Source organism: Bradyrhizobium sp. WSM2793 (assembly GCF_000379585.1).
Lineage (GTDB): Bacteria > Pseudomonadota > Alphaproteobacteria > Rhizobiales > Xanthobacteraceae > Bradyrhizobium.
The window spans coordinates 73,510-94,067 of the sequence record NZ_KB902851.1 but is presented as its reverse complement, the minus strand read 5'-3'; the positions used below and the strand labels follow the sequence as shown (position 1 = coordinate 94,067).

The following is a 20,558-nucleotide window of genomic DNA, read 5'->3' as shown; positions in this document are numbered from 1 at the left end:
GTTGTGGCCGCAGCCGGGGCGGAACGTCAAGCCGATTGGACGTCGTAAATGCGGGCATTTGAACCGTAAAGGCATGGCTGGCACCAACCTGAACGCGAAGGAGGGACGATGCGTTTGCGACCCTGCGTGGCCGGCCTGGCCCTGGTTCTCTTGGAAGGCTTTCTGGGAGGCGCGGCTCTCGCCGCCGAAGAATGCCAGGCCAAATCCACGTCGATGGATGACATCATCGTGGCCCTGAACGCGGCGCCGGGCTGCGAGCGTGCCATGAAGCAGTTCGAAGCCTGCGCATACGGCGCCAGCGGCGACGTACAGTTCGGTGAGGTGGTCGAGAAGAAGTGCGAGGCCGATTTCATCGGTCAGCTGCAGCCGCCACAGAAGCTCAGCTACCAACGCGAGTTGCGGGTCTGCGACCAGAAGTACCGGAGCAAGTCCGGCACCATGTATATCTCGGCCACGGCCTTCTGCCGGGCGGAGGTCGCCCAGCGCTACTCGCAACATGCGCTGAAGGCCGGCAAAGCCGGCCGCTAGCGCCGCAGGGCTCAGGCGGCGAGCGCAGCCTTGGCCTTCTCGGCGATCGCCTGGAACGCCGCGGGCTCGCTGATCGCGAGATCCGACAGCACCTTGCGGTCCACGGTGATCCCAGACTTGGCCATGCCGTCGATAAATCGGCTGTAGGTCAGGCCGAACGGACGGACGGCAGCGTTGATGCGCTGGATCCAGAGCGAGCGGAAGGTCCGCTTCTTGCGCTTGCGATCACGGAACGCGTACTGCTGGGCCTTTTCCACGGCCGGCTTGGCGGCGCGGATGGTGTTCTTGCGGCGGCCGTAGAAACCCTTGGCGGCCTTGTAGACTTTCTTGTGCTTGGCGTGGGCGGTCACACCGCGTTTGACGCGAGACATGACAAAATCCTTCAGAGATGACTTTGGTTATCGGATTGCCGCGCAAGACGCGGCACGGTTGGCAATGATCGTGGACGCGATCAGGCGTTCGGCAAGAAGTACTTCTTGACGTTGTCGCCGTCGGTCTTGAACAGCACCGCGGTGCCGCGCAGCTGACGGATCTGCTTCTTCGTCCGCTTGATCATGCCGTGACGCTTGCCGCGATGGGCGAACATCACTTTGCCGGTGGCAGTCACCTTGAAGCGCTTTTTAGCGCCCGATTTGGTCTTCAGCTTGGGCATTTGGCTCTCCTAATGGCCACAGAGTTCCGCCCGCGAAGGCGGCTGGCCGTCAAAATGCTCGTTAGAGCGTTGATTGTGCTCAGGTTTTACGAACAAGCGCGAAACCCGCACGAAACACCGCCACGGCAGCCCTTAATCAGCCGGGCGATGAAGGCTGGGCTTATGACAGAGGACAGGCCGATTGGCAACGATGAACCGGCAGAACCAGCCCGGCGACTATTCGGAATTGCGACCCTCATGTCCAAGCCTGTCGCCTGGAGCAGGACCAAAATGGCCCATTTTTCCCGATCGCTTCCCTCTTTGACTGCTTTCGCCCGTCCTCTGGCGCTTCTGGCCGTGCTCGCCACGACCGCGCTGCCGTCGACGGCCGATGCCCGCGTCGGCGGCTATGACGGCGTCTGGAATGTCACCTTCGCCACCACGCGGGGCAATTGCAGCTCCGGCTACAGCGTCCCCTTCACGGTGACCGGCAGCCGGGTGTCATCCGCCGGCGGCGGCCGGGTCTCCGGCAAGGTCAATCGCGGCGGTGCCGTCGCGGTGCAGGTCTCGGTCGGCGCGTCCCATGCCAGCGGCGGCGGCCGGCTCGCCGGCGTGAACGGAGCCGGCTCGTGGAGAGGTGTCATTTCCGGTGACCAGTGCAGCGGCACCTGGCAGGCGACACGGACGTAGCCGTCGCCGGGAAAGCTGCTGCGCACCTCCCTGCCTGCAGGGAGGTGAAAACAAAACGGCCCGCCGGAGATCCGGACGGGCCGTCGAACTCTTGAGTTCCAAACAACCGGCGTCAGCGCGGCGCCAGAACCATGACGACCTGGCGTCCCTCGAACCTGGCGTCCTGCTCGACCTTGGCGAGCTCGGCGACGTCGGTCTTGATCTTGTCGAGCAACTTGGTGCCGATCTCCTGGTGCGCCATTTCGCGGCCGCGATAGCGCAGCGTGATCTTGACCTTGTCGCCCTCTTCGAAGAACCGCTGCATCGCGCGCATCTTCACATCGTAATCGTGGTCGTCGATCATCGGGCGGAGCTTGATCTCCTTGATCTCGACGATCTTCTGCCGCTTGCGGGCTTCGGCGGCTTTTTTCTGGGCCGAATACTTATACTTCCCGTAGTCCATGATCTTGCAGACGGGAGGGCTGACGTTCGGCGAGATCTCGACCAGATCCATGCCGGCTTCCTGGGCCATCCGGATGGCCATGACGGTCTCGACCGTGCCTTTGTTGTCACCGGCCTGATCGATCAGCTGGATCTGCGCATTGCGAATATCATCATTGATGCGCGGCCCATCTTTGCTGGCGACGGGCGGGGCTTTATTGGGACGGCGAATGGGTGGTTCTCCAAAGTTGTGAAAGAGGCTGCTATTTTGCAGGAAGATGCGTTTGCCGGCAAGCAATTCGCTCCTGCGCGAAACGAAAAACCCTCAAATGCGAGGTATTTCGGCCACGCCTGGGCACGCTGACCGACATAGACACCTTGCTTCCGTTCCGCAAGCGTCCCAAAGGGACAATGCCGGTCTCCGGCGCTGCGGAAGACGACCCGACAGCTCAAACCGCGCAGCCAGGTTAAACGTTCCATGAGCCATGCAATTCCCGATGCCGTACTCGATACCATCGACGTGGGTGAGGGCCCGTCAGCACGCAGGATCGCGGTGCGCAGCCGGCGCGGGCAGGGGCCCGGGCTGGTCTGGCTCGGCGGATTCAAATCGGACATGCAGGGCGGCAAGGCCCTGGCACTGGACGCCTGGGCCCGAGACCACGGCCGCGCCATGGTCCGGTTCGACTATTCCGGTCACGGCGAATCCGGCGGCGATTTCGCCGATGGAACCATCGGACGCTGGCTGGAGGAGTGCGTGGCGGTGTTCGAACGGTTCTGCGATGGCCCGCAGGTCCTGATCGGCTCCTCCATGGGCGGCTGGATGGCGCTGCTGCTCGCGCGCGAGATCAGGAAGCGATCCGGCGCGGCCTCGCTCGCGGGCTTGGTGCTGATCGCGCCAGCGCCGGACTTCACCGAGGAGCTGATGTGGAAGAATTTTTCGCCGGCGGTGAAGCAGGAGATCGAGACCAAGGGTCTCTGGCTGCGGCCATCCGAATATGCCGACGGCTCGCCCTATCCGATCACGCGGAACCTGATCGAGGAAGGCCGCAATCATCTCGTGCTCGGCAGCGCCATCGATCTCGGCTGCCCGGTCCGCATCTTGCAAGGTGCGAAGGATCCTGATGTCCCCTGGCAGCACGCTTTTGCGCTGACGCATCGCCTGCCGGCCGACGACGTCGTGCTGACCATGATCCAGGACGGCGATCACCGCCTCTCGCGCCCGCAAGACATCGCGCGCATTCTTGCCGCGGTGGCTGAGATCGGGTGAACTGCCTTCTTCCTTCAGGAGGCAATCAATGACCACCACCGCCATGCTGCGCGCCTTCTGCGATGCGGTCGAGCAGCGCAACGGCAAAGCGTTCGCCGAGCTGTTCACCGAGGACGGCGTCTATCACGACGTGTTCTACGGCGCTTTCGCAGGCCGCGAGAAGATCGCCGCGATGATCGACGACTGGTTCTATCGCACGGCGACCGATTTCCGCTGGGACATGCACGATCCCGTCACCGACGGCACCACGCTCTATGCGCGCTACACCTTCAGCTATCGCTCGATCTTGCCGGAAGCTGGCGGTGCGCGGGCGATGTTCGAGGGCGTTGCGATCATGACGCTGAACGGCGGCAAGATCGTGAGCTATCACGAGGTCGCCAATACCGCGCCGGCATTCATCGACCTGAAGTTCGCACCCGAGCGGATTGCCAAGATCGTCGCCAAGCAGGGCGCGGCGCTGAAGGCGCGGCCGGAGATGCAGCGGCATCTCGCCTAGTCGTCATTCCGGGGCGCGCGGAGCGCGAACCCGGAATCTCGAGCTTGCTGCGCGAGATTCCGGGTTCAGCCCTGCGGGCTGCCCCGGAATGACGGCAAGCTCCTATCGCTTCGAAGGATTGGCCATCGGCTTGCGCTGCGCCAGCGCGGCCACCGTCGCGGTGCCGATCGGACCCTGTTCGTCATAAAGCCAGCATTCGCCGATCGCGACGCCGTCGGTGGCGTGATGGTTCACCACCTCAAAGCCGATCCAGTTCGTCACCGGCAGGCGGTGCAGATAGATCGTCACGTCGCTGTTGATGTAGCCGAGCCCGTTGTCGCCGGCGTTGGCAAGGGGGCTGGCGAAATCGGCGCCGGTGGCAACGTGGACGAACGGCGTCATCGGCACGCCCGCGACGAGCTCGCGCACCTCGCTCATCCAGAGTTTTCGCGGACCGAGCGAGCCCATATGACCGACAATGGGGCGCGTCGTCCATTTGCCGTTCATGCCGAGCCTGGGATCGGTGGGTTTTGGAATGTCGGCCGGCTTCGGCACGTCCCAGTTCGGCGGCGACCAGACATTGCCATCAGGATTTTGCGTCTTGCGCAGCAGCTGGCACGAGGCCCGCGCCATGCTGACGCCGCCGGAGACGAATTCCGCCTCGACCACGCGGATGCGCAAGCCGTCGCGAACGAGGCGCGTCGTTACCTCGATCGGCTTGTCGATGGTCGGCAGCCGAAACATGTCGACGGTGAGCCGCGCCGGCACCAATTCGGGACCCGAATGGCGCTCCTCGATGGCGAAGCCGAGCAGCCCGACGACGACGCGTCCATGCAGCGATTTCGGATCCCATGGGCCGTTGGCGGCTTCCGTCGGATGGAATGTATCGCTGTTGCGGGTGAAGAAAGGCAGGTTTGTCATGCGCGCGAGATTGAAGAAACGCGCGGGGAAATCAAGGGTGGTGGTGCCGTCGTGAGAGTCAGGCCGCGCAAGCTATCGCCACAACAACAGGTGTCTTCGCCCGCGAAGGCGGGCGATCCAGTACTCCGAGACGGTCGTGATTGAGTCGAGAAGCCGCGGCGTACTGGATTCCCCGCCTTCGCGGGGAATGACACCGAGGGTTAGGCGACGGTCTGCCACTCCTCACGCACGCTGTCGTCGCGTTCGTGATCTAATGCAGCGCCCTTCATCGCCTCAAACTCTTCCCGTCCTAGCAACTGCCCCAGCGCCCACACCGCAGCGCCACGCACCAGCGGGCTCGCATCCTCCAGCAACCGTCGCGCTTCCTCGGCCAGCGCCGCCTCGCCCGAGTTGCCAATCGCGATCAGCACGTTCCGTAAGAACCGATTGCGACCAATCCGCTTCACTGGCGACTTCGTGAACAGCGCGCGGAACGCGGCGTCGTCGAGGCGTGCGAGCTCCGCAAGACCCGGCGCGCGCAATTCGCTGCGCGCGGCGAGCTTGGCCTCGCGCCCCTCCTGCGCGAACTTGTTCCAGGGACACGCCGCGAGGCAATCGTCGCAGCCATAGATGCGGTTGCCGATGGCTTTGCGAAACTCGTGCGGGATCGGTCCCTTGTTCTCGATGGTGAGATAGGAAATGCAGCGCCGCGCATCGAGCTTGTAGGGCGCGGGAAACGCCGCCGTCGGGCAGATGTCGAGACAGGCCCGGCACGAGCCGCAATGATCGATCTCGGCAGCGTCGCGCGGCAGCTCCAGCGTGGTGTAGATCGCGCCGAGGAACAGCCACGAACCGAACTCGCGCGAGACGAGGTTGGTGTGCTTGCCCTGCCAGCCGAGACCCGCGGTCTGCGCCAGCGGCTTCTCCATCACCGCGGCGGTGTCGACGAACACCTTCACTTCTGACGGCGCGGTCGCGACCAGCCAGCGCGCCAGCGCCTTCAGCCGCTTCTTGATGAGATCGTGATAGTCGTCGCCCTGCGCATAAACCGAGATCGCCGCGCGCGCGCGCTGCTCGAGAATCGCGAGCGGATCCTGGTCCGGGCCGTAATTGACCCCGAGCATGATCACCGAGCGCACGTCAGCCCACAGCCCGCGCGGATCGACACGACGCTCCGGCTGCGCGGCGAGCCAGTCCATGTCGCCATGACCGCCGGAGGCAATGAATTCCAGAAAGTATTTGCCGGCGCTCTCGATCGTGCCTGGCATCGTGATGCCGATGCAGTCGAAGCCGAGTGCCCGCGCCTCGCGCGTGAGCGCCGCCTTCAGTTCAGTCGGATCGGAGTTCAGAAATCCAGGTCCACGTAGGTCCGCGATGCCGGCACGCCGGCCAGCCATTCGCTCAGCAGCGGACGGAACGACGGGCGGGACTTCACCCGCGCGTACCACGCCTTTGCTGCGTCGTCCTCGCTCCATGGCACGTCGCCCAGATAGTCGATCGCCGAGAGATGCGCCGCGGCGGCGAGATCCGCGTAAGTGAGCCGGTCGCCGGCGAGGAAATTACGGGTCTGCGCCAGCCAGCCGATATAGGCCAGATGATAGCGCACATTGGCCTTGGCGGCGCGCATTACGTCGGCCGAGGGCGGCCCGCCGCCGTTCTCCTCGCTCATGAAGCGCTTGTAGATGCGCTCGGTGACGAGAGGATGCGAGACCTCCTCGAAAAATTTTTCGTTGAACCAGGCCATCAGCCGGCGAACCTCGACGCGCTCGCCGATGGATTCCGGCATCAGGCGCTTGGGTCCCATCTCGGCGCCATAGGCCTCGTCGACATATTCGGCGATGATCGCAGCGCCGGGGATCGGCGGCTGCTCGTCGTCCACCATCACAGGCGTCGTGCCTGCCGCATTGAGCAACAGAAACGCCTCGCGCCGCTCCCAGCTGCGCTCCTCGACCAGCTTGAGGTCGAGCCCGTATTCGCCCGCGATCAGGCGGATGAAACGCGAATGCGGACAGAACGGATGATGAAACAGCGTAAACATGAAGCCTTTGACTATTTGATGGTGCTTAAGATTCCATCAATGTTTGTGCGGCGCCACACTAGTCCTTCAAAACCGCGAGGCAAGGGCGTGATTTCGCATTTTGCGATTGCGGCATGGGGACGAATAGGCGAGAAGGGCCCCGCTTTTCCAGCCGAAATGGACCGTAAATATGTCAGACGCAATACGGGCAGTGATCCTCGGCATCATCGAGGGTGTGACCGAGTTCCTTCCCGTATCCTCGACCGGCCATTTGCTGCTCGCGGAACGCTTCTTCCATCTCGGCGAAGGCGCCTTCTGGGATTCGTTTACGGTTTTGATCCAGCTGGGTGCGATCCTCGCGATCGTCGGGCTGTACTTCAAGAAGCTCTGGGATGTCGTGATCGGCTTCTTCACGGGCGACCCCTATTCGCGCCGCTTCGTGCTCGGCGTGCTGGTCGCGTTCCTGCCCGCTGTGATCGTCGGCCTCGTCGCCGGCAAATACATCAAGAGCGTGCTGTTCAATCCCTGGGTCGTGTGCTTCACGCTGATCGTCGGCGGCGCCATCCTGCTCTGGGTCGACAAGCTCGATCTCAAGCCGCGCGAGCATGACGCCACGAGGTTTCCGCTGCTGATGTATCTCTATATCGGCATCGCGCAGTGCGTGGCGATGATCCCGGGCGTGTCGCGTTCCGGCGCCAGCATCGTAGCCGCGATGTTCCTCGGCGCCGACAAGCGCGCAGCGGCGGAGTTCTCGTTCTTCCTCGCCATCCCCACCATGATCGGTGCGTTCGCCTACGACTTCTACAAGAGCCGCTCCGAGATGACGATGGACCATATGGGCATCGTCGCGATCGGCTTCGTGGTGTCGTTCATCACCGCGATCATCGTGGTCAAGACGTTCCTGGAATATGTCACCCGCCACGGCTTCGTGGTGTTCGCCTGGTGGCGCGTCATCGTCGGCACGCTCGGCCTGATCGCGCTGGCGCTGGGGCGGTAGGTGTAGGCCTGTAGCCCGGATGAAGCGCAGCGTAATCCGGGGCCAGCGTTCCTTGTGGCAGGATCCCCGGATTGCGCTGCGCTCCATCCGGGCTACGACTCCACCAGGCCTTCAACGCAAAATAAGCTTTTGATCGGTAGTCAGTTCCAACGCCGGGCGGCGCGCGCCCGGCACAGGAGCTGAGCCATGACCCTCGTCAGCGGCTGGGGCCGTTTCCCGGTCGTCGATAGCGACGTGCTGCGCCCGCGCTCGTTCGCGGCGGTCGGCGAGGCTGTCTCGGCCGGCACCGTCGCGCGCGGCAATGGCCGCGCCTATGGCGATGCCGCGATCGGCGCCACGAGAACCGTCACGATGACCGGCTTCGACCGGGTCAGGTCGTTCGATCCGGCAACCGGGCGCATCCGCCTCGAAGCCGGGGTTCTCCTGTCGGACCTGATCGACACCTTTGGCCCGCGCGGCTTTTTGCCCTTCGTCGTGCCCGGCACCCGCTTCGTCTCGATCGGCGGCGCCATTGCCGCCGACGTCCACGGCAAGAACCATCATTGCGAGGGCGGCTTCGGCCGCTACGTCGACAGCCTCCTGCTGCGCACCGGGCAGGGCGAAGTCATCGAGGCCTCGCGCGAGCAGAACTCCGACGCCTTCTTCGCGACCGTCGGCGGCATGGGCCTGACCGGCATCATCCTCGAAGCGACGATGCGGCTGCGCCGAGCCGAGACCGGATGGATCCGCGAGCGGGTGATCTCCGCGTCCGATCTCGATGCAGCGATGCGCGCGCTCGAGGCGGGCGATGCCGCGACCTATTCGGTGGCCTGGATCGATTGCGCTGCACGCGGGCGCGATCTCGGCCGTTCGCTGATCTATCTCGGCGAGCACGCGGGCAGGGGCGAACTGGCGGAAGGCGTCGATGCATTTCCGGTCGGCAAGGAGTCTCGCCTCAGCGTGCCGGTCGACCTGCCGTCGATGGCACTGAACCGCACCAGCGTCCGCGCCTTCAACGAGCTTTACTATCGCATGGGCGCGCGGCGCGCCGGCGGCAGCCACGTGGTCTCGCTCTATCCGTATTTCTTTCCGCTCGACAGCGTCGGTGAGTGGAATCGCATCTATGGCAAGCGCGGCTTCCTGCAGCATCAATGCGTGATCCCGCAAGCCGGCGCGCGCGCCGTGCTCGGCGAGATACTCGATCGCGTCGCACGGCGCGGCGATGCCTCCTTCCTCGCCGTGCTCAAGAAGCTCGGACAGGGCGACGGCATCCTGTCGTTCCCGCTGCCCGGCTACACGCTCGCGCTGGATTTCCCGGTGAAGGGCGACATCCTGAATTTCCTCGACGAGATTGATCGCCTGGTCGTCGCCGCCGGCGGCCGGCTGTATCTGGCGAAAGACGCACGCCAATCGCGCGCGACCTTCGCGGCGGGTTATCCTGCCGTGCCGCGTTTCAACGCAATCCGCAAATCGCTCGATCCCGCCGGCAACATCCGCTCGAAACTTTCACAGCGTCTGTTTGATGAGGTCTAGGCCGTGACGTCACGCAAATCTGTATTGGTGCTCGGCGGCTCCTCCGACATGGGCCGCGCCGCCGCGCGCGCCTTTGCCAAAGCCGGCTACGATGTCGGCCTCGCAGGCCGCGACGTCACCGCGCTGGAGCCTGACGCCGCCGATCTGCGCGCGCGCTACGCGATCGACGTCGGTCTCTACAAATTCGATGTGCTCGACACCGCCGCATTCGAGGGCTTTGTGAGCGGCCTGCCGGCATTGCCCGATGTCGTCATCTCGATCATCGGCCTGCTCGGTATGCAGCAAGATGCCGAGAGCGATCTCGCTCACGCCACCGCGATCATGCGCTCGAACTACGAAGGGCCCGCGCTGATCCTCGGCCTGTTCGCCGAAAAATTCTTAGGCCGCGGCAGCGGCACGCTTGTCGGCGTGTCGTCCGTCGCCGGCGACCGCGGCCGGGCCTCGAACTATGTCTATGGCTCGGCCAAGGCTGGCTTCTCCGCTTTCCTCTCCGGCCTGCGCGCCCGCGCGAGCCGTGGCGGCGTGCATGTCGTCACCGTCAAGCCTGGCTTCGTCCGCACCAAGATGACTGATGGCATGAAGCTGATCGGCCCGCTCACCGTCGAAGCGCCGGTCGTCGGCGATGCCATTCTCCGGGCGGTCGAGAACAAGACCGACGTCGTCTATGTCAGCGGCAAATGGCGCCTCGTGATGCTGATCATCAAGACGCTGCCGGAAGCGGTATTCAAGAAGCTGAAGTTCTAAGTCGCCGGCCGCGCCGGTGGTGCACTGAGGGTTAGTGAGGGGGTCTCTCCGCGGCCGAGAACCCCCAAGAGGAGAGAGCCCTCACCCGATCGCTTCGCGATCGACCTCTCCCGCTTGCGGGAGAGGTCGATCCACCCTCACACGCTCATACGCTGGAACTGACCGGCGGCGCGGAAGCGCCAGAGATATTGCGGGGCGATCGCTTCCAGCGAATCGGCGGTGATGCCGAGCCCTTCCAGCGTGAGCCCGGCGGCCTTGGCCGCGTCCGACACCACATTGTCGCGCTCGAGCATCGTGACCTGGTCCGGCGTCAGCTTGAAGGCGCCCGGCGCGAATTGCAGGAAGTTCGCCTGGAAGCGGGCGAGGCCGAACGGCAGCGGGATCAGCGCCGGCTTGCGCGCGGTGATCTCGAGGATGGCCTCGATGATCTCGCGCATGGTCAGCACTTCCGGCCCGCCAAGCTCGTAGGTCGCGCCCGCCTTGGCCTTGCCGTCGACGGCGTCCGCGATCGCGGTGGCGACGTCGCCAACATAGACCGGCTGCATCCTGGTCTCGCCGCCGATCAGCGGCAGCACCGGCGACATCCGGGCCAGCGCGGCAAAACGGTTGGTGAACTGGTCCTCGGGGCCGAACATCAGGGAGGGGCGGAAGATCGTCGCCGACGGCACCGCTGCCCTCACCGCGGCTTCGCCGGCCGCCTTGGCCTTGGCATATCGCGAGGGCGATTCGGCATCGGCCCCGATCGCCGAGACATGCACCAGGCTGGCGCCGGCCGCAGCCGCCGCCTTGGCGACGGTTTCGGCGCCCTTGGCCTGGACCGCGTCAAAGGTCTGCGCGCCGCTCTCGGTCAGGACGCCTACGAGGTTGATGACGACGTGCGAATCACGCAGCGCCGCCTCGACCGAGGCCGGATAGCGTAAATTCGCCTGCACGGTATGGACCTGCCCGACCTTGCCGGAGGGCTGGAGGTATCCGGCGAGTTCCGGCCGCCGCACCGCGACCCGGACCCGGTAATCCCGCTTGCACAGCGCGCGGACGACATTCCGGCCCAAAAACCCCGATCCGCCGAAAACCGTGACGAGCGTGTCCAGATTCGATGCCATGGGAGCCGTTCCTGCGGAAAAGAGTGCGTCTTGTCAGGCTTGTATCGGGCCGGTTTGCGATGCGCAATCGGCATCCCCAAACCCGGGTCACGCATGAATTGACAACGGCGTCACCGAACCGTAGTAACCGCCTCCGTGCCCCAAACGGCATGCCCAGGTGGTGGAATTGGTAGACGCGCTGGCTTCAGGTGCCAGTGGCTTAACGGCCGTGAAGGTTCGAGTCCTTTCCTGGGCACCATACAATTCTGGATCGCAAACAAATCCAGATAGATAAGCCCTATCAGAGTGTTGCGTTGGCCCCGACTGTGTAACAATGGGGTGTAACATTGCTGTTCAGGGTTGTTCGGCCGATGCGCCGTGTTGGGTCTCGCTTTCCTGTTTTCGTGCAGCGCATTCCGGCGGATGTCCGGCGCAAAGCAGTCGGTTTCAAGCTGGCAATTCCTCTCGGTGACAGCTTCGTTTTCGTGACGCTTAGCGATGGCGCTCAGGCCGTCCGATTCTCCCTTCGCACCTCGGAGCCCAGCGAGATCAAGAGGCGTCAGGCAAGCGCAGCGGCCTATTTGGAGACCGTCTGGGAGGCCCTCCGCAATGATGCCCCCGTGCATCTCACCCACCGGCAGGCGACGGCCTTGGCAGGCGAACTCTATCGGGTTTGGGCGGACAGCGAGAGCCGCGCCCGGAGTGTTGCCATGGTGCACACGCCCGGTGTCGGCTGGTCGCCTGACACTGAGAGCCATGAGGAGCAGGAAGCTCACTGGGCTGCCGTAGCGGAGATGTGGGAGCGAGTCGGCGGAGACGGTGAGGCCAAGAAATTAGAGAAGGCGCTCGGGCCCATCGTGAATCGCCTCTTGCTGACCAAGGGCATCCGCCGCGTGGATAGCGAATCACGCGCCCTCTTGCTCACTGCCTTTTGGATGGCCCTGCGTGACGCTTTCGCGAGCCGTCAACGGAATGCTGCGGGAGACTATTCGCTCGACCCCAAGGCCGCTCGCTTTCCCGAGTGGCAAGCGCCAGAGGACGCGCCAAAAGAGAAGCCAAAGCGGGGTGCCTATAACAATTCTCTCACCGGGCTGGTCGAGGACTGGTGGAAGGAAGCCCAGCGGGCGGGCCGCAAGCAGAGCACCTATGAGAGCTATCGCAACTCGATGGGCCGCCTCGTGACGTTCCTTAAGCACGACACCGCGAGCCGGGTGATGCCGGAGGACATCGTTCGCTTCAAGGACTATCGCGTGCAAAGCGGCGTGAGCCCGAAGACGGTGAAGGATAGCGATCTCGCGGGCATGAAGACGGTGTTCGGTTGGGCGGTGGTCAATCGCCGGCTGCCCAGCAATCCGGCCGAAGGGATCACCATCAAGGTCGGCAAGTCGCGCAAACTCCGGTCCAAGGGGTTCTATGATTCGGAGGCCATCGCCATCCTCAAGCACGCCCGCGAGTTCGTGCCCGGCCGGGAAGCTCCGAAGCTGGCGGCGGCCAAGCGGTGGGTGCCGTGGCTGTGTGCCGTCACGGGTGCCCGCGTGGGCGAGATGATCCAGATTCGCAAGGAGGACATCAGGCGCGAAGGCAAGCTCTGGGTGCTGCATGTGACGCCCGAGGCGGGGCCGGTGAAGACGGACGAAGCGCGTGATGTCGTGCTCCATCGGCAGGTCATCGAGGAAGGGTTCTTGGAGTTCTATGAGAAATCGAAGGGCGGCTATCTGTTCATTGACCCTAAGGCCGGTGAACTGGGGGTGCGCAACGCGGTGAAGACGGCGCGGAACAAGGTCAATGAGTTTGTGCGCGAGGTGGTGAAAGACAAGAACGTTGATCCAAGCCATGGCTGGCGGCATCGCTTCAAGACCGTGGGCATTGATCAGGGCGTCGAGATGCGAGTGCTGGATGCCATTCAGGGGCATGCGCCCCGCAACGTCTCGGAAGGCTACGGTGACGTGACCGTTAAGGCAAAGGCCAACGCCATTGCTCTGTTTCCGACCATTGACGTCGCATAGGCTGCCTTTAGCCGACACAATTTCAGCGCCGGCAAGGTCCGCTAAGGGCCAACGTTCAGTCGCCTTCACTCCTCTCGGGACTGCGAGCGCGCTATTAACGCATCTTCCTCTTCCCAGCCCCGCCGCCATAGGTCATGACGAGCTGAGTAGGATGAAAAGGGATTGTCGTCTATATGCGCACCATTCCGCCGAGCATCTCTGCCGAGTTCAAAGGCAATCCGAGCGGATACGCTCCTCGATCTTGGCATGTTGACTTTCAAAATGCTGAAGAGGTGTTAGGACAATTTGTCGGTTCTGCTGCGGGGCGACGCAGCTACAACCTCGATCGTTGCTGACACGATCATGATAGACGATTCTTTCGTCCTCACGTTGACGGAGAGCTTGTCGGTAAGTCCGGAAGGACTGTGGTCCCGTATTCCCTCAGCCAGGTATCGCATCGCGGCATCACGAGCGGCGGCGAGATCAGGAAGCTCCTCGCCGTCGTCGTCTAGGATCGTGCCAGCGAGGTCTTGGTAATCAAAATAGAAGCGCATGCAAGCCAACGCTGCCCTTGTTCGGGCGTTCCTGACGCCAAGATCCGGCACTCTGGCTGAGCGTTTTGAGCCGATTACTCAAAGTTAGTGAGAACGATCCACTCGCTCAGGGACACCGCATTCACCGAACGACGGAATTTCCGCGAGACTCAATCCGCTAAGGTCGGCTATGGGCCAGCAAAGGAAGTGGCGATTGTAATGAAAGAGGCCGCCACCTAGGCAGCCTCTTTACTGGAGGAGTTTAGTGAGAAGCTACGATTGCAGCCATACCGAACGCCATGACGCAGGCGACGGCTAATGAGCAGAGTGTTATGATGATCTCCCTAGGCATGAGGCTATAACGGCGCCCAAAATCATCAGTTCCTACCAACTGAGGCGGCCCTACTGCGCCAGTCCGCGGCGCTCTTCATCAGCAATGGCGGTCAGCATCTCGTATTGACTGGCGAGACCGCTAAGGCTGTTCGCGATGTTTCGAAGCACGTTGGCTTTCCTTGGTGAAACTCCGATTTCCGCCGCCTCGCTACGGTAGTCCGTCGCCAGCTTCCGGCATTCTTCAGCGGTCCGCATTCGCAATCTCCTGAGTAAACAACACCAGCTCAAAAGCGACCACTGTATGGCCCCGGCAATCGCGGCCTATCGAGAACATGCCATCGCGCATAGGGGCGCTCCAATAGCGGAGACCATGTTACCGCAGTTGGCGAACTCGGAGAGTCCAAAAATGAACTTAGGAGATCGGTGTTCGGTTTGCATAGCACCGTCTGTTGCATGGGGAGCAAACCATGACACCAGCACGGATTGAGAAGGACCAGACGGTCCGCTTAGGTCACGAGCGGCCTTGTCACATTGACTGTGATGGTCCGGTTTGTGCCCGTCGCAGCCGAAGCCTGGCTTCGCTCTAGCGCGTGTTCGCATAGCCCGTTGCTGCCGCTTTGCAGGACGCTATCTTCAGGCAGGTCAGCACGGCGCCATCGCGCAAGGCGTTCTCGTAAGAATCGTCTTTGTGGTTCGCGTGAAGATAGGCCCCGAGCAGGGCCGCAGCGACCAGAATCACGACGTAGCGGGCTCGCTCTAGTATTAAAAGCGCTTTGGGGCTCTTCTGAATGCGAGTGACTGTGGCCAAGAATATGGCCGGTGTGCTCACGAGGAGAATGGCAACTCGAACGCTGGACGACTCGATATCCAGCCGCTTGAGAACCTCATGTTCGAACCAGAGGCAGAGCGCGATGAGGCTCCAGATGGTGGCCCAGTAGCTGGCCATATCGAAGAGAACCTTTATGGGGTCGTCCTCCCGCAACTTTGGGGCGGTGCTCTCCGGGCCGGTCATTGTGCGTTCCTTCATGCTGCTCGCAGCCGATTGTAGACGATAGTCATCACTTCTCAACGGAGAAATGGGACTCATAGTCCGTAGACCCAAAGTCATCATGGCGGCCTGCTATGGGCATGGATGACGAGACAGGGATCGTTGATGTGGTGGCAGGGGCCGTGCGGAAGGCCCGCAAGGGTCTCGGGCTGTCCCAAGAGGATTTGGCCTTAGAGGCGGGGCTAGATCGGACCTACGTCAGTCAGGTAGAGCGGGGCACCCGCAACTGCACCATCATCGTCCTGGCCCGCTTGGCTCGCGCCTTGAAGACCACCCCTGATCGGTTGCTTGTCCCCCAGCGGAAGGGGCGGGCCTAGTCTCTATCTCGTCCGGTGTCAGCCGTGAGTGGTCACTTTTAACACCTAACCCATCTCGCGCGGCAGCGCGGGAGGCCGAGAGTCGTGCAACGAACACAGCGCAGAGGAAGATGACTGCAAGGAGGAGCGCCCAAAGGTTCCACGCGAACAGAAGCCAGTCGTGCTTGCTCATGACCATCTCGCTGGCCAGCATCAGAAGGACCGGCAAGAGAGCGTGCTTGATGTAGCTCAAACGATGGTTGCTAAGTGGCGACCTCATGGGAGGGAGTGGTGGTTACCCTAGCTTAGAGGTGACCATTCAGGCCGGTGAGGGGGACCCTCTAGAGGCCGCGCTTAGGAGGAGGGGTGGTGTCACCCTCCCCAACTGAAGGCAACCCTTAGGGGCCCCCCTTAGACCCCTCTGAGTTTCGTCCCCCCCTAGCTTCCTCCTCCATTAGCGGAGGCGTAAGACTTAAGTTGCTGGAATTACGTATGAAATTTGACAGAGACAATCGCGCAGGGCGAGCGGCTCCAGCGTCGAAAAACGGCCCTCATCGTCTCCTGCGCCACACCCGCGTGGGATTTCGCGACGAGCACCGCGTCGTGGAGAGGCAGGGCGATGACCCCAGCAGCCGATAATTCAGTGAGAACCTCGATGAGCATGTCGCTTTCGATGCGCATCAGCTGGAAACCAAGACCCTTCCCAAACAGGTGAGCGATAGGCGCGTGCTTTGCGGCGAGCATCTCGATTGCCGTCCGGAGATTGATGCCATCCGGAAAATGCCGGTGCGTGTCCTCGGGCCAATTCCTCAGCGGCCCCTGCGAGAACAGCAGTGCGTTCATCAGTTTCTTGCAGCCATCCCGGCCGGTGCCATTCCTGAAAACATTATAAAGGTCGCCCTCGGGCTGCGGCGCTCGGGCCCGCACGTAGGCGAGGCGCGGGAAAAGTTGCCCATAATCGACCTCCGCCACGGGTTGGCCATTGATACGAATGTGCTGGCGTTCCGTTCGCGCCATCGACATCCAGAAGCCGCCCGCAAGACGGCCGCCGTGCTGCCACGTCCCGTTATTGAAGATGCGCCTTAGCGAGCGACGATAGGGCGCGATGATTTGGCCATCCCCTCCTAAAGAGAGGCCGAAGTCGTCTTGGCCCGCGATCTCGATATCAGCCTCGCGTAAGAGTCGATTTATGCTCCGAACTTGGTTCTCGAACTTTTTAGATTGTGAAGTCTTGCGATAAGCGATGGCGGCGGCGTTTCCGTCCTCGTCCTTTCCTTCCTTCAGAATGACCAACACGGGATCATCAATTTGACCGATTGCCCGCCATTCGGGAGGGGACAACGGGAGATGATCCGCGAGGCGTTCTTGGGGCTCGATAAGCGACGGCATTTTTGACTTAGCGGAGATCCTGTAGCCCCGCCGTCCTTCCGCGATTAAGCCAACGGCGGATAGAAGGTCGATGACGCTTAGGAAATGTTGACCGAGAACAGGATTCCCTTGCCAGAGGACGGCATGGGACCGGGGCACGGCGAGCTTAGCGTTGCTCCCCGTGGCCTTTAGCAAAATGAGATTGCAGGCCAACGCTTCCACGGCCAAGCAGAACTTCGTCGCGTCCGCCTCCTTTCGCGCTCGCTTGCGCGTGCCGCTCGCGGCCTCATGGGTCAGCAATATGTCTGCCAGCCCTCTAACAGCGGCCTGAAGCTCCGCGCTATTCGCGCGAAGCTGGGGATCGAACATCATGGGCTGCTGTTGGGAGGACATGTGATTAGGTGCTGAAAGTGACCGCCTCTAACATCGATTATTGACGCACCCGACTAGTCTGACCTGATCTCACGCTAACGATCGGAGCCGTCAAATATCGGCCGGGGCGTCAGTTGGACCCCTTTCGGGGGCCCCGCCCGTAGCGCTGTTTGTGGGCGAGCACGCCCTTCAGGTGCTTCTCGATGACCCACTCGCTGGGTTCCTCCAAAAGACGTCCCATCAAGCGCAGCACTGGGCCGGATGATCTCGGATAGGCCCGCCTCCTAGAACGGTGCTCCCGGCCCTGAGCGTCATAGCTGACCCACCCCGTGCCACTGGCAAGCCTGTGCACGGCTTTGCACGCCTGCACCGTCCGAAATTCCTTTGGTCGGTGACCCCGCTCTTCGGCGATCGCATGCACAGCAACGACGATGGAAACGATACGCTCCGGCTTGACCTTGGCGACCCGTAGTCGGGCCAGCCCTATCTTTGCCCGCTTGGCGGCGGTGAGGCCTTTCAAACGAGTCGCGATCTCTACGGGCCCAGCCTCCTCCAGAGCGAACCGCGTGGCCTCTACAGCTGCCTTAATGAACTTGTCGTTTGCTGCCCGAAGCCCGACGTAAGCGGCCGCAGCGGTCAGATAAGGCTTCAGTTCGGCGGCGGTGTAGCTGTTGAGCCAATAGCTTCCGTGCCGCGCCCGGTGCTCGACGTGCGTGCGACAATGATGCGGTGCCAGACCTATATTGGCAGCCTTCATGGTCGGCCGCCCGCAGCCCGGGATGAGACAGGTCGCGGCAGCGGTGAGCGGACCTAGCCGTATGCGTTCCTTCAGGTCCTTCGTGTGTTGCGAGCGACTAGGCATTGCGTGCCCTCAGGCGAAGATATTTCTCGTGCATGGCGTCGGCGATGAAGAGCGCAACCCATAGAAGCTCTTCGTAATCGAGTGCCGTCAAATCGAGGCCGGGGAGTTTGTCTGGATGGCCCAGTCCGGGGCCGCCGTGGTGGGCCGCAAGTTGCTCCTTGAAGAGTTCAACTGCGAACTTCACCGCAGCTTCCCGATTGCTGGACTTCCGGCGGGTGAGCCTGCCAAGCTTCCTGACGGCATCCTTGCTGATCCAGTGCAATGTCACACGTCGATAGTCGTAATGCGCGCCATCGACATGCTTCCCCTCCTTCGTGTCTGCCCAGATTGGCGTGTTGACCACGATGCGGCGCAGATAGAAGTTCGGAACAACCGTCCTACCGGCATAGGCCGCATAGGCATATTCTTGATTCTTCGACTTAGCGAGAATGACCCGTCCGCCCGGCAACTCCAGCAACAGCATCACCACGAAATACCAAGGGTCGAAAAAGCGAGGCTTCTTCGCAACCGCATCTACGATCTTTGCAGAGATAGTGGGCCAAGAGAGCCCCTTGGTTCGCTCGATTGCGTGGCCCGGCAATATTGAACTCGTTGGAAAGCGGGCCTCTAGCAGAGGCGTCGGGTCGGGCAGCAAATTCCTTTTGTCGTGAATGTAATCCTCAGCCTGTTCGAGATACGTCTTGCAGGCCGCTAACGCGTCGATGGCCGATTGATCATACACGATGGTAGTTACAGGTCGGCTTGGCATTTTCTTTCTCATTGTGGTGATGCGCAGTTTCTTTATGTGGGGATTGCGCGGTGATGAAGGAATAAAGGTGAGGAAGAATTTTCGGCGGATCAGCTTTCGCTTAGCCTCGCTTCGATAAGCGCGACGGCCGGTGCTGACCATGTGGTGCGGCCCCTCGCTGTAGGGATACCCATTGCGGTCAACGCCCGTGCGACCTCGGTGGGTGACTGCACGCCCTGCGCTCGTAGCTGCCTCAGGATGGGTGCGAGATCGTTGGCTCGCCTCTGGGCTTGCGTGGCCTGCTCTGCCCGGCCCATGGCTCGCGTCTGCTTGTTCAGCCCGCCGCCTCGGAATCCCCCCAGCCGTTGGCCCCGTGCTTTCGCTGCCGCAAGGGCCGCCTTCGTGCGTGCCGAGATCATGCCGGCCTCTAGCTCCGCTACGGCTGCCATCTGTTGAAGCATGAAGCGCCCGGTGGGTCCCTCAATGGAGGGGAGGTCAGCGAAGCGCACGTCCACCCCCGCCTCTAGCAGCCGCTCTAGGAAGCCCACTGAGCGGGTCAGCCGGTCCACCTTCGCTACAACTAAGGTTGCCCGGTGTAGTCGCGCTGCGGTGAGTGCTTCCTCCAGGGCGGGCCTGTTGTTGCGCCTTCCGCTCTCGACCTCGGTGAACTCAGCGATGATGTTCGCAGGTCCGTCCGCGATTGACTTGGCTACGGCGGCTCTCTGGGCGTCGAGGCCCAATCCAGAGCGGCCCTGCTTTGGGGTGGATACGCGATAATAGGCAACGAACTTGCGCTTCACGGCAATTTCCCTCCCGATGGTCGCTCGCGAAAAACTTAGTCAACGAGCGTTGACACCATATTTTTCGGAGGAATCGTTCGGCAAGGGGTGCCACATGAGTCAAAAAGACTCAGGCGAGCAGGCGGTGATGGCGCGCGTCAGGGGCGAACTCCAATCAGAGCGTCCGCGATGTCTCTGAAGATTCGCCGGAGAGTTGGGCTGCCGTCTCTAGTTCGAATGAAGAGCGTGCAGAGACCTAAGGGAGGGATCGGAAGGCGGGCACGGGGGAGATTGAGCCGCTGCGTCTACGAGGTCACGTTTCAGATCTGCGACCCTAGAAATGATTCCGTCCGGGTAGCGCGGGGCCTCATTGACGAGGGCGAATGCTCCCCTAGGCCGCGTTATGTGTGCTTCGCGAAAGCGCCATCGCGGAAGGAGTGTGCTGGATCGAAGCAGCGCCCGACAAGGTCGATTATTTGCTTGATGCGCCTACGCTGTGCCTTCTCGTGTTGAGAATTTGACATTGGCGTAAGTCGGTTGAGTGGAGGGGCGAGCACGTCCGCATGATGCGGCTTGCCGGGAAGGGCAGTATCGTAGACTCCTAGAAAGCGATTACCGTTTTGCTGTCGGAGCGTGTGAGCTGAGAAAAGACAGACCCCGATAAACGATCGTGGCTTGTTCGCGGCTGCCGATCGCGCTTTCAGCTCGGTGATGGTTAAGTCAAACTCATCATTGTGAGCGGCATCCCGCAGCACGCTCACTCCGCTAGTATCCACGCGGATCAGTGAGGTGGGGCTGAGCCGGCCATCTTGGATATCTGTTGGATCGCTAATTATCAGGCAGAGGCCTTCATGATCGGCCACCACGCCAGGAGACTCATCAGCCATGCTGAACTGCTCGCAGCCACAGAGAGCCTGTGTCGCGTCATATACACGACCGGCAAGCTGCTTGTCCGGCTGGGCGAAGGCTGCCCGACATTGCTGAAGGGTCAT

General features: G+C 62.2%; 24 protein-coding genes and 1 tRNA gene. 10 read left to right on the top strand and 15 right to left on the bottom strand.

The genetic code is table 11. The annotated features are described in order from the left end of the window. The first annotated feature begins 108 nt into the window (after window positions 1-108). Window positions 109-528 carry a hypothetical protein gene (locus A3AS_RS0142445; protein ID WP_018323477.1) on the top strand — a complete coding sequence of 140 codons (420 nt, stop codon included), beginning with the start codon at window positions 109-111 and terminating at the stop codon, window positions 526-528. Window positions 529-539: 11 nt separating this feature from the next. On the opposite strand, the gene rplT is transcribed toward A3AS_RS0142445, so the two are convergent. Together rplT and rpmI are read right to left on the bottom strand one after the other, a co-directional pair. Next, entirely contained in the window at window positions 540-899 is a 360-nt protein-coding gene (rplT, locus tag A3AS_RS0142440; protein WP_018323476.1) for a 50S ribosomal protein L20, read from the bottom strand. 80 nt (window positions 900-979) lie between these two features. Continuing rightward, window positions 980-1,180: a 50S ribosomal protein L35 gene (gene rpmI, locus A3AS_RS0142435; protein WP_008143958.1), complete on the bottom strand. Its 201-nt coding sequence runs from the start codon at window positions 1,178-1,180 to the stop codon at window positions 980-982. 270 nt (window positions 1,181-1,450) lie between these two features. On the opposite strand from rpmI, the gene A3AS_RS0142430 reads away from it, so the two are divergent. Further along, the gene (locus A3AS_RS0142430) at window positions 1,451-1,849 is read left to right on the top strand and encodes a hypothetical protein (protein ID WP_026202936.1); all 399 of its coding nucleotides are present in this window, start codon (window positions 1,451-1,453) and stop codon (window positions 1,847-1,849) included. Between the two features lie 112 nt (window positions 1,850-1,961). Here the strand turns inward: A3AS_RS0142430 and infC are convergent, their stop codons facing one another. Continuing rightward, complete coding sequence (gene infC, locus A3AS_RS0142425; protein WP_080670072.1) at window positions 1,962-2,501, bottom strand: translation initiation factor IF-3; 540 nt, start codon at window positions 2,499-2,501, stop codon at window positions 1,962-1,964. Window positions 2,502-2,747: 246 nt separating this feature from the next. Here infC and A3AS_RS0142420 point away from each other — a divergent pair, with 246 nt between their 5' ends. Together A3AS_RS0142420 and A3AS_RS0142415 are read left to right on the top strand one after the other, a co-directional pair. Beyond that, the gene (locus tag A3AS_RS0142420; protein WP_018323474.1) at window positions 2,748-3,536 is read left to right on the top strand and encodes a carboxylesterase; all 789 of its coding nucleotides are present in this window, start codon (window positions 2,748-2,750) and stop codon (window positions 3,534-3,536) included. Window positions 3,537-3,564: 28 nt separating this feature from the next. Beyond that, window positions 3,565-4,032, top strand: coding sequence for a nuclear transport factor 2 family protein (locus A3AS_RS0142415; RefSeq protein WP_018323473.1), 468 nt, complete (start codon window positions 3,565-3,567; stop codon window positions 4,030-4,032). Window positions 4,033-4,134: 102 nt separating this feature from the next. Here A3AS_RS0142415 and A3AS_RS0142410 read toward each other — a convergent pair whose 3' ends face one another. The 3 genes from A3AS_RS0142410 to A3AS_RS0142400 form a co-directional block, all read right to left on the bottom strand. Continuing rightward, complete coding sequence (locus A3AS_RS0142410) at window positions 4,135-4,932, bottom strand: acyl-CoA thioesterase domain-containing protein (protein ID WP_026202934.1); 798 nt, start codon at window positions 4,930-4,932, stop codon at window positions 4,135-4,137. Window positions 4,933-5,132: 200 nt separating this feature from the next. Further along, window positions 5,133-6,308, bottom strand: coding sequence for a tRNA epoxyqueuosine(34) reductase QueG (queG, locus tag A3AS_RS0142405; RefSeq protein ID WP_018323472.1), 1,176 nt, complete (start codon window positions 6,306-6,308; stop codon window positions 5,133-5,135). After that, complete coding sequence (locus A3AS_RS0142400) at window positions 6,257-6,949, bottom strand: glutathione S-transferase family protein (protein WP_018323471.1); 693 nt, start codon at window positions 6,947-6,949, stop codon at window positions 6,257-6,259. The genes queG and A3AS_RS0142400 overlap by 52 nt, the downstream gene beginning before the upstream one ends. 169 nt (window positions 6,950-7,118) lie before the next feature. Here A3AS_RS0142400 and A3AS_RS0142395 point away from each other — a divergent pair, with 169 nt between their 5' ends. The 3 genes from A3AS_RS0142395 (at window position 7,119) to A3AS_RS0142385 (ending at window position 10,181) form a co-directional block, all read left to right on the top strand. Continuing rightward, window positions 7,119-7,925 carry an undecaprenyl-diphosphate phosphatase gene (locus A3AS_RS0142395; protein WP_018323470.1) on the top strand — a complete coding sequence of 269 codons (807 nt, stop codon included), beginning with the start codon at window positions 7,119-7,121 and terminating at the stop codon, window positions 7,923-7,925. A 186-nt stretch (window positions 7,926-8,111) separates the two neighbouring features. Beyond that, window positions 8,112-9,437, top strand: coding sequence for an FAD-binding oxidoreductase (locus A3AS_RS0142390; RefSeq protein ID WP_018323469.1), 1,326 nt, complete (start codon window positions 8,112-8,114; stop codon window positions 9,435-9,437). A gap of 3 nt (window positions 9,438-9,440) precedes the next feature. Further along, entirely contained in the window at window positions 9,441-10,181 is a 741-nt protein-coding gene (locus tag A3AS_RS0142385) for an SDR family oxidoreductase (RefSeq protein WP_018323468.1), read from the top strand. A gap of 137 nt (window positions 10,182-10,318) precedes the next feature. Here A3AS_RS0142385 and A3AS_RS0142380 read toward each other — a convergent pair whose 3' ends face one another. Then, complete coding sequence (locus A3AS_RS0142380; RefSeq protein ID WP_018323467.1) at window positions 10,319-11,284, bottom strand: complex I NDUFA9 subunit family protein; 966 nt, start codon at window positions 11,282-11,284, stop codon at window positions 10,319-10,321. Window positions 11,285-11,435: 151 nt separating this feature from the next. Between A3AS_RS0142380 and A3AS_RS0142375 the strand changes: the two genes are divergently transcribed. Both A3AS_RS0142375 and A3AS_RS0142370 read left to right on the top strand, forming a co-directional pair. Further along, window positions 11,436-11,522, top strand: a tRNA-Leu gene (locus tag A3AS_RS0142375). Window positions 11,523-11,610: 88 nt separating this feature from the next. Further along, window positions 11,611-13,269 (top strand): tyrosine-type recombinase/integrase, encoded by a 1,659-nt coding sequence (locus A3AS_RS0142370; RefSeq protein WP_245283416.1) that lies wholly within the window; start codon window positions 11,611-11,613, stop codon window positions 13,267-13,269. A 275-nt stretch (window positions 13,270-13,544) separates the two neighbouring features. Here the strand turns inward: A3AS_RS0142370 and A3AS_RS0142365 are convergent, their stop codons facing one another. The 3 genes from A3AS_RS0142365 to A3AS_RS0142355 all read right to left on the bottom strand — a co-directional run bounded on the left by A3AS_RS0142365 (window position 13,545) and on the right by A3AS_RS0142355 (window position 15,126). After that, a complete protein-coding gene (locus tag A3AS_RS0142365) occupies window positions 13,545-13,802 on the bottom strand; it encodes a hypothetical protein (protein WP_018323465.1) in 258 nt (85 codons plus the stop codon). Window positions 13,803-14,183: 381 nt separating this feature from the next. Next, a complete protein-coding gene (locus tag A3AS_RS0142360; RefSeq protein ID WP_018323464.1) occupies window positions 14,184-14,369 on the bottom strand; it encodes a hypothetical protein in 186 nt (61 codons plus the stop codon). Between the two features lie 328 nt (window positions 14,370-14,697). Further along, window positions 14,698-15,126, bottom strand: coding sequence for a hypothetical protein (locus A3AS_RS0142355; RefSeq protein ID WP_026202932.1), 429 nt, complete (start codon window positions 15,124-15,126; stop codon window positions 14,698-14,700). 110 nt (window positions 15,127-15,236) lie between these two features. Between A3AS_RS0142355 and A3AS_RS0142350 the strand changes: the two genes are divergently transcribed. Next, window positions 15,237-15,479 (top strand): helix-turn-helix domain-containing protein, encoded by a 243-nt coding sequence (locus A3AS_RS0142350; RefSeq protein WP_018323462.1) that lies wholly within the window; start codon window positions 15,237-15,239, stop codon window positions 15,477-15,479. A 465-nt stretch (window positions 15,480-15,944) separates the two neighbouring features. On the opposite strand, the gene A3AS_RS0142345 is transcribed toward A3AS_RS0142350, so the two are convergent. From A3AS_RS0142345 to A3AS_RS0142325, 5 genes are all read right to left on the bottom strand, one after another. Then, window positions 15,945-17,198, bottom strand: coding sequence for a hypothetical protein (locus A3AS_RS0142345; protein WP_245283415.1), 1,254 nt, complete (start codon window positions 17,196-17,198; stop codon window positions 15,945-15,947). A gap of 130 nt (window positions 17,199-17,328) precedes the next feature. Next, the gene (locus A3AS_RS0142340) at window positions 17,329-17,955 is read right to left on the bottom strand and encodes a hypothetical protein (RefSeq protein ID WP_245283414.1); all 627 of its coding nucleotides are present in this window, start codon (window positions 17,953-17,955) and stop codon (window positions 17,329-17,331) included. 97 nt (window positions 17,956-18,052) lie between these two features. Continuing rightward, window positions 18,053-18,949: a hypothetical protein gene (locus A3AS_RS0142335; protein ID WP_157644530.1), complete on the bottom strand. Its 897-nt coding sequence runs from the start codon at window positions 18,947-18,949 to the stop codon at window positions 18,053-18,055. Beyond that, complete coding sequence (locus A3AS_RS0142330) at window positions 18,898-19,587, bottom strand: recombinase family protein (protein WP_018323458.1); 690 nt, start codon at window positions 19,585-19,587, stop codon at window positions 18,898-18,900. Before A3AS_RS0142330 ends, A3AS_RS0142335 begins: the two co-directional genes overlap by 52 nt. Before the next feature lie 380 nt (window positions 19,588-19,967). Next, window positions 19,968-20,558: a hypothetical protein gene (locus A3AS_RS0142325; protein ID WP_018323457.1), complete on the bottom strand. Its 591-nt coding sequence runs from the start codon at window positions 20,556-20,558 to the stop codon at window positions 19,968-19,970.

Excerpts from the sequence above, each read along its gene's own strand:
- A3AS_RS0142345 (WP_245283415.1), bottom strand. The coding sequence starts at position 17,198 with ATGATGTTCGATCCCCAGCTTCGCGCGAATAGCGCGGAGCTTCAGGCC.
- A3AS_RS0142430 (WP_026202936.1), top strand. The coding sequence starts at position 1,451 with ATGGCCCATTTTTCCCGATCGCTTCCCTCTTTGACTGCTTTCGCCCGT.
- queG (WP_018323472.1), bottom strand. The coding sequence starts at position 6,308 with ATGGCTGGCCGGCGTGCCGGCATCGCGGACCTACGTGGACCTGGATTT.
- rplT (WP_018323476.1), bottom strand. The coding sequence starts at position 899 with ATGTCTCGCGTCAAACGCGGTGTGACCGCCCACGCCAAGCACAAGAAA.
- rpmI (WP_008143958.1), bottom strand. The coding sequence starts at position 1,180 with ATGCCCAAGCTGAAGACCAAATCGGGCGCTAAAAAGCGCTTCAAGGTG.
- A3AS_RS0142365 (WP_018323465.1), bottom strand. The coding sequence starts at position 13,802 with ATGCGCTTCTATTTTGATTACCAAGACCTCGCTGGCACGATCCTAGAC.
- A3AS_RS0142420 (WP_018323474.1), top strand. The coding sequence starts at position 2,748 with ATGAGCCATGCAATTCCCGATGCCGTACTCGATACCATCGACGTGGGT.
- A3AS_RS0142380 (WP_018323467.1), bottom strand. The coding sequence starts at position 11,284 with ATGGCATCGAATCTGGACACGCTCGTCACGGTTTTCGGCGGATCGGGG.
- A3AS_RS0142360 (WP_018323464.1), bottom strand. The coding sequence starts at position 14,369 with ATGCGGACCGCTGAAGAATGCCGGAAGCTGGCGACGGACTACCGTAGC.
- A3AS_RS0142395 (WP_018323470.1), top strand. The coding sequence starts at position 7,119 with ATGTCAGACGCAATACGGGCAGTGATCCTCGGCATCATCGAGGGTGTG.
- A3AS_RS0142415 (WP_018323473.1), top strand. The coding sequence starts at position 3,565 with ATGACCACCACCGCCATGCTGCGCGCCTTCTGCGATGCGGTCGAGCAG.
- A3AS_RS0142400 (WP_018323471.1), bottom strand. The coding sequence starts at position 6,949 with ATGTTTACGCTGTTTCATCATCCGTTCTGTCCGCATTCGCGTTTCATC.
- A3AS_RS0142340 (WP_245283414.1), bottom strand. The coding sequence starts at position 17,955 with ATGAAGGCTGCCAATATAGGTCTGGCACCGCATCATTGTCGCACGCAC.
- A3AS_RS0142335 (WP_157644530.1), bottom strand. The coding sequence starts at position 18,949 with ATGGTCAGCACCGGCCGTCGCGCTTATCGAAGCGAGGCTAAGCGAAAG.
- A3AS_RS0142445 (WP_018323477.1), top strand. The coding sequence starts at position 109 with ATGCGTTTGCGACCCTGCGTGGCCGGCCTGGCCCTGGTTCTCTTGGAA.
- A3AS_RS0142350 (WP_018323462.1), top strand. The coding sequence starts at position 15,237 with ATGGGCATGGATGACGAGACAGGGATCGTTGATGTGGTGGCAGGGGCC.
- A3AS_RS0142325 (WP_018323457.1), bottom strand. The coding sequence starts at position 20,558 with ATGACCCTTCAGCAATGTCGGGCAGCCTTCGCCCAGCCGGACAAGCAG.
- A3AS_RS0142355 (WP_026202932.1), bottom strand. The coding sequence starts at position 15,126 with ATGACCGGCCCGGAGAGCACCGCCCCAAAGTTGCGGGAGGACGACCCC.
- A3AS_RS0142410 (WP_026202934.1), bottom strand. The coding sequence starts at position 4,932 with ATGACAAACCTGCCTTTCTTCACCCGCAACAGCGATACATTCCATCCG.
- A3AS_RS0142390 (WP_018323469.1), top strand. The coding sequence starts at position 8,112 with ATGACCCTCGTCAGCGGCTGGGGCCGTTTCCCGGTCGTCGATAGCGAC.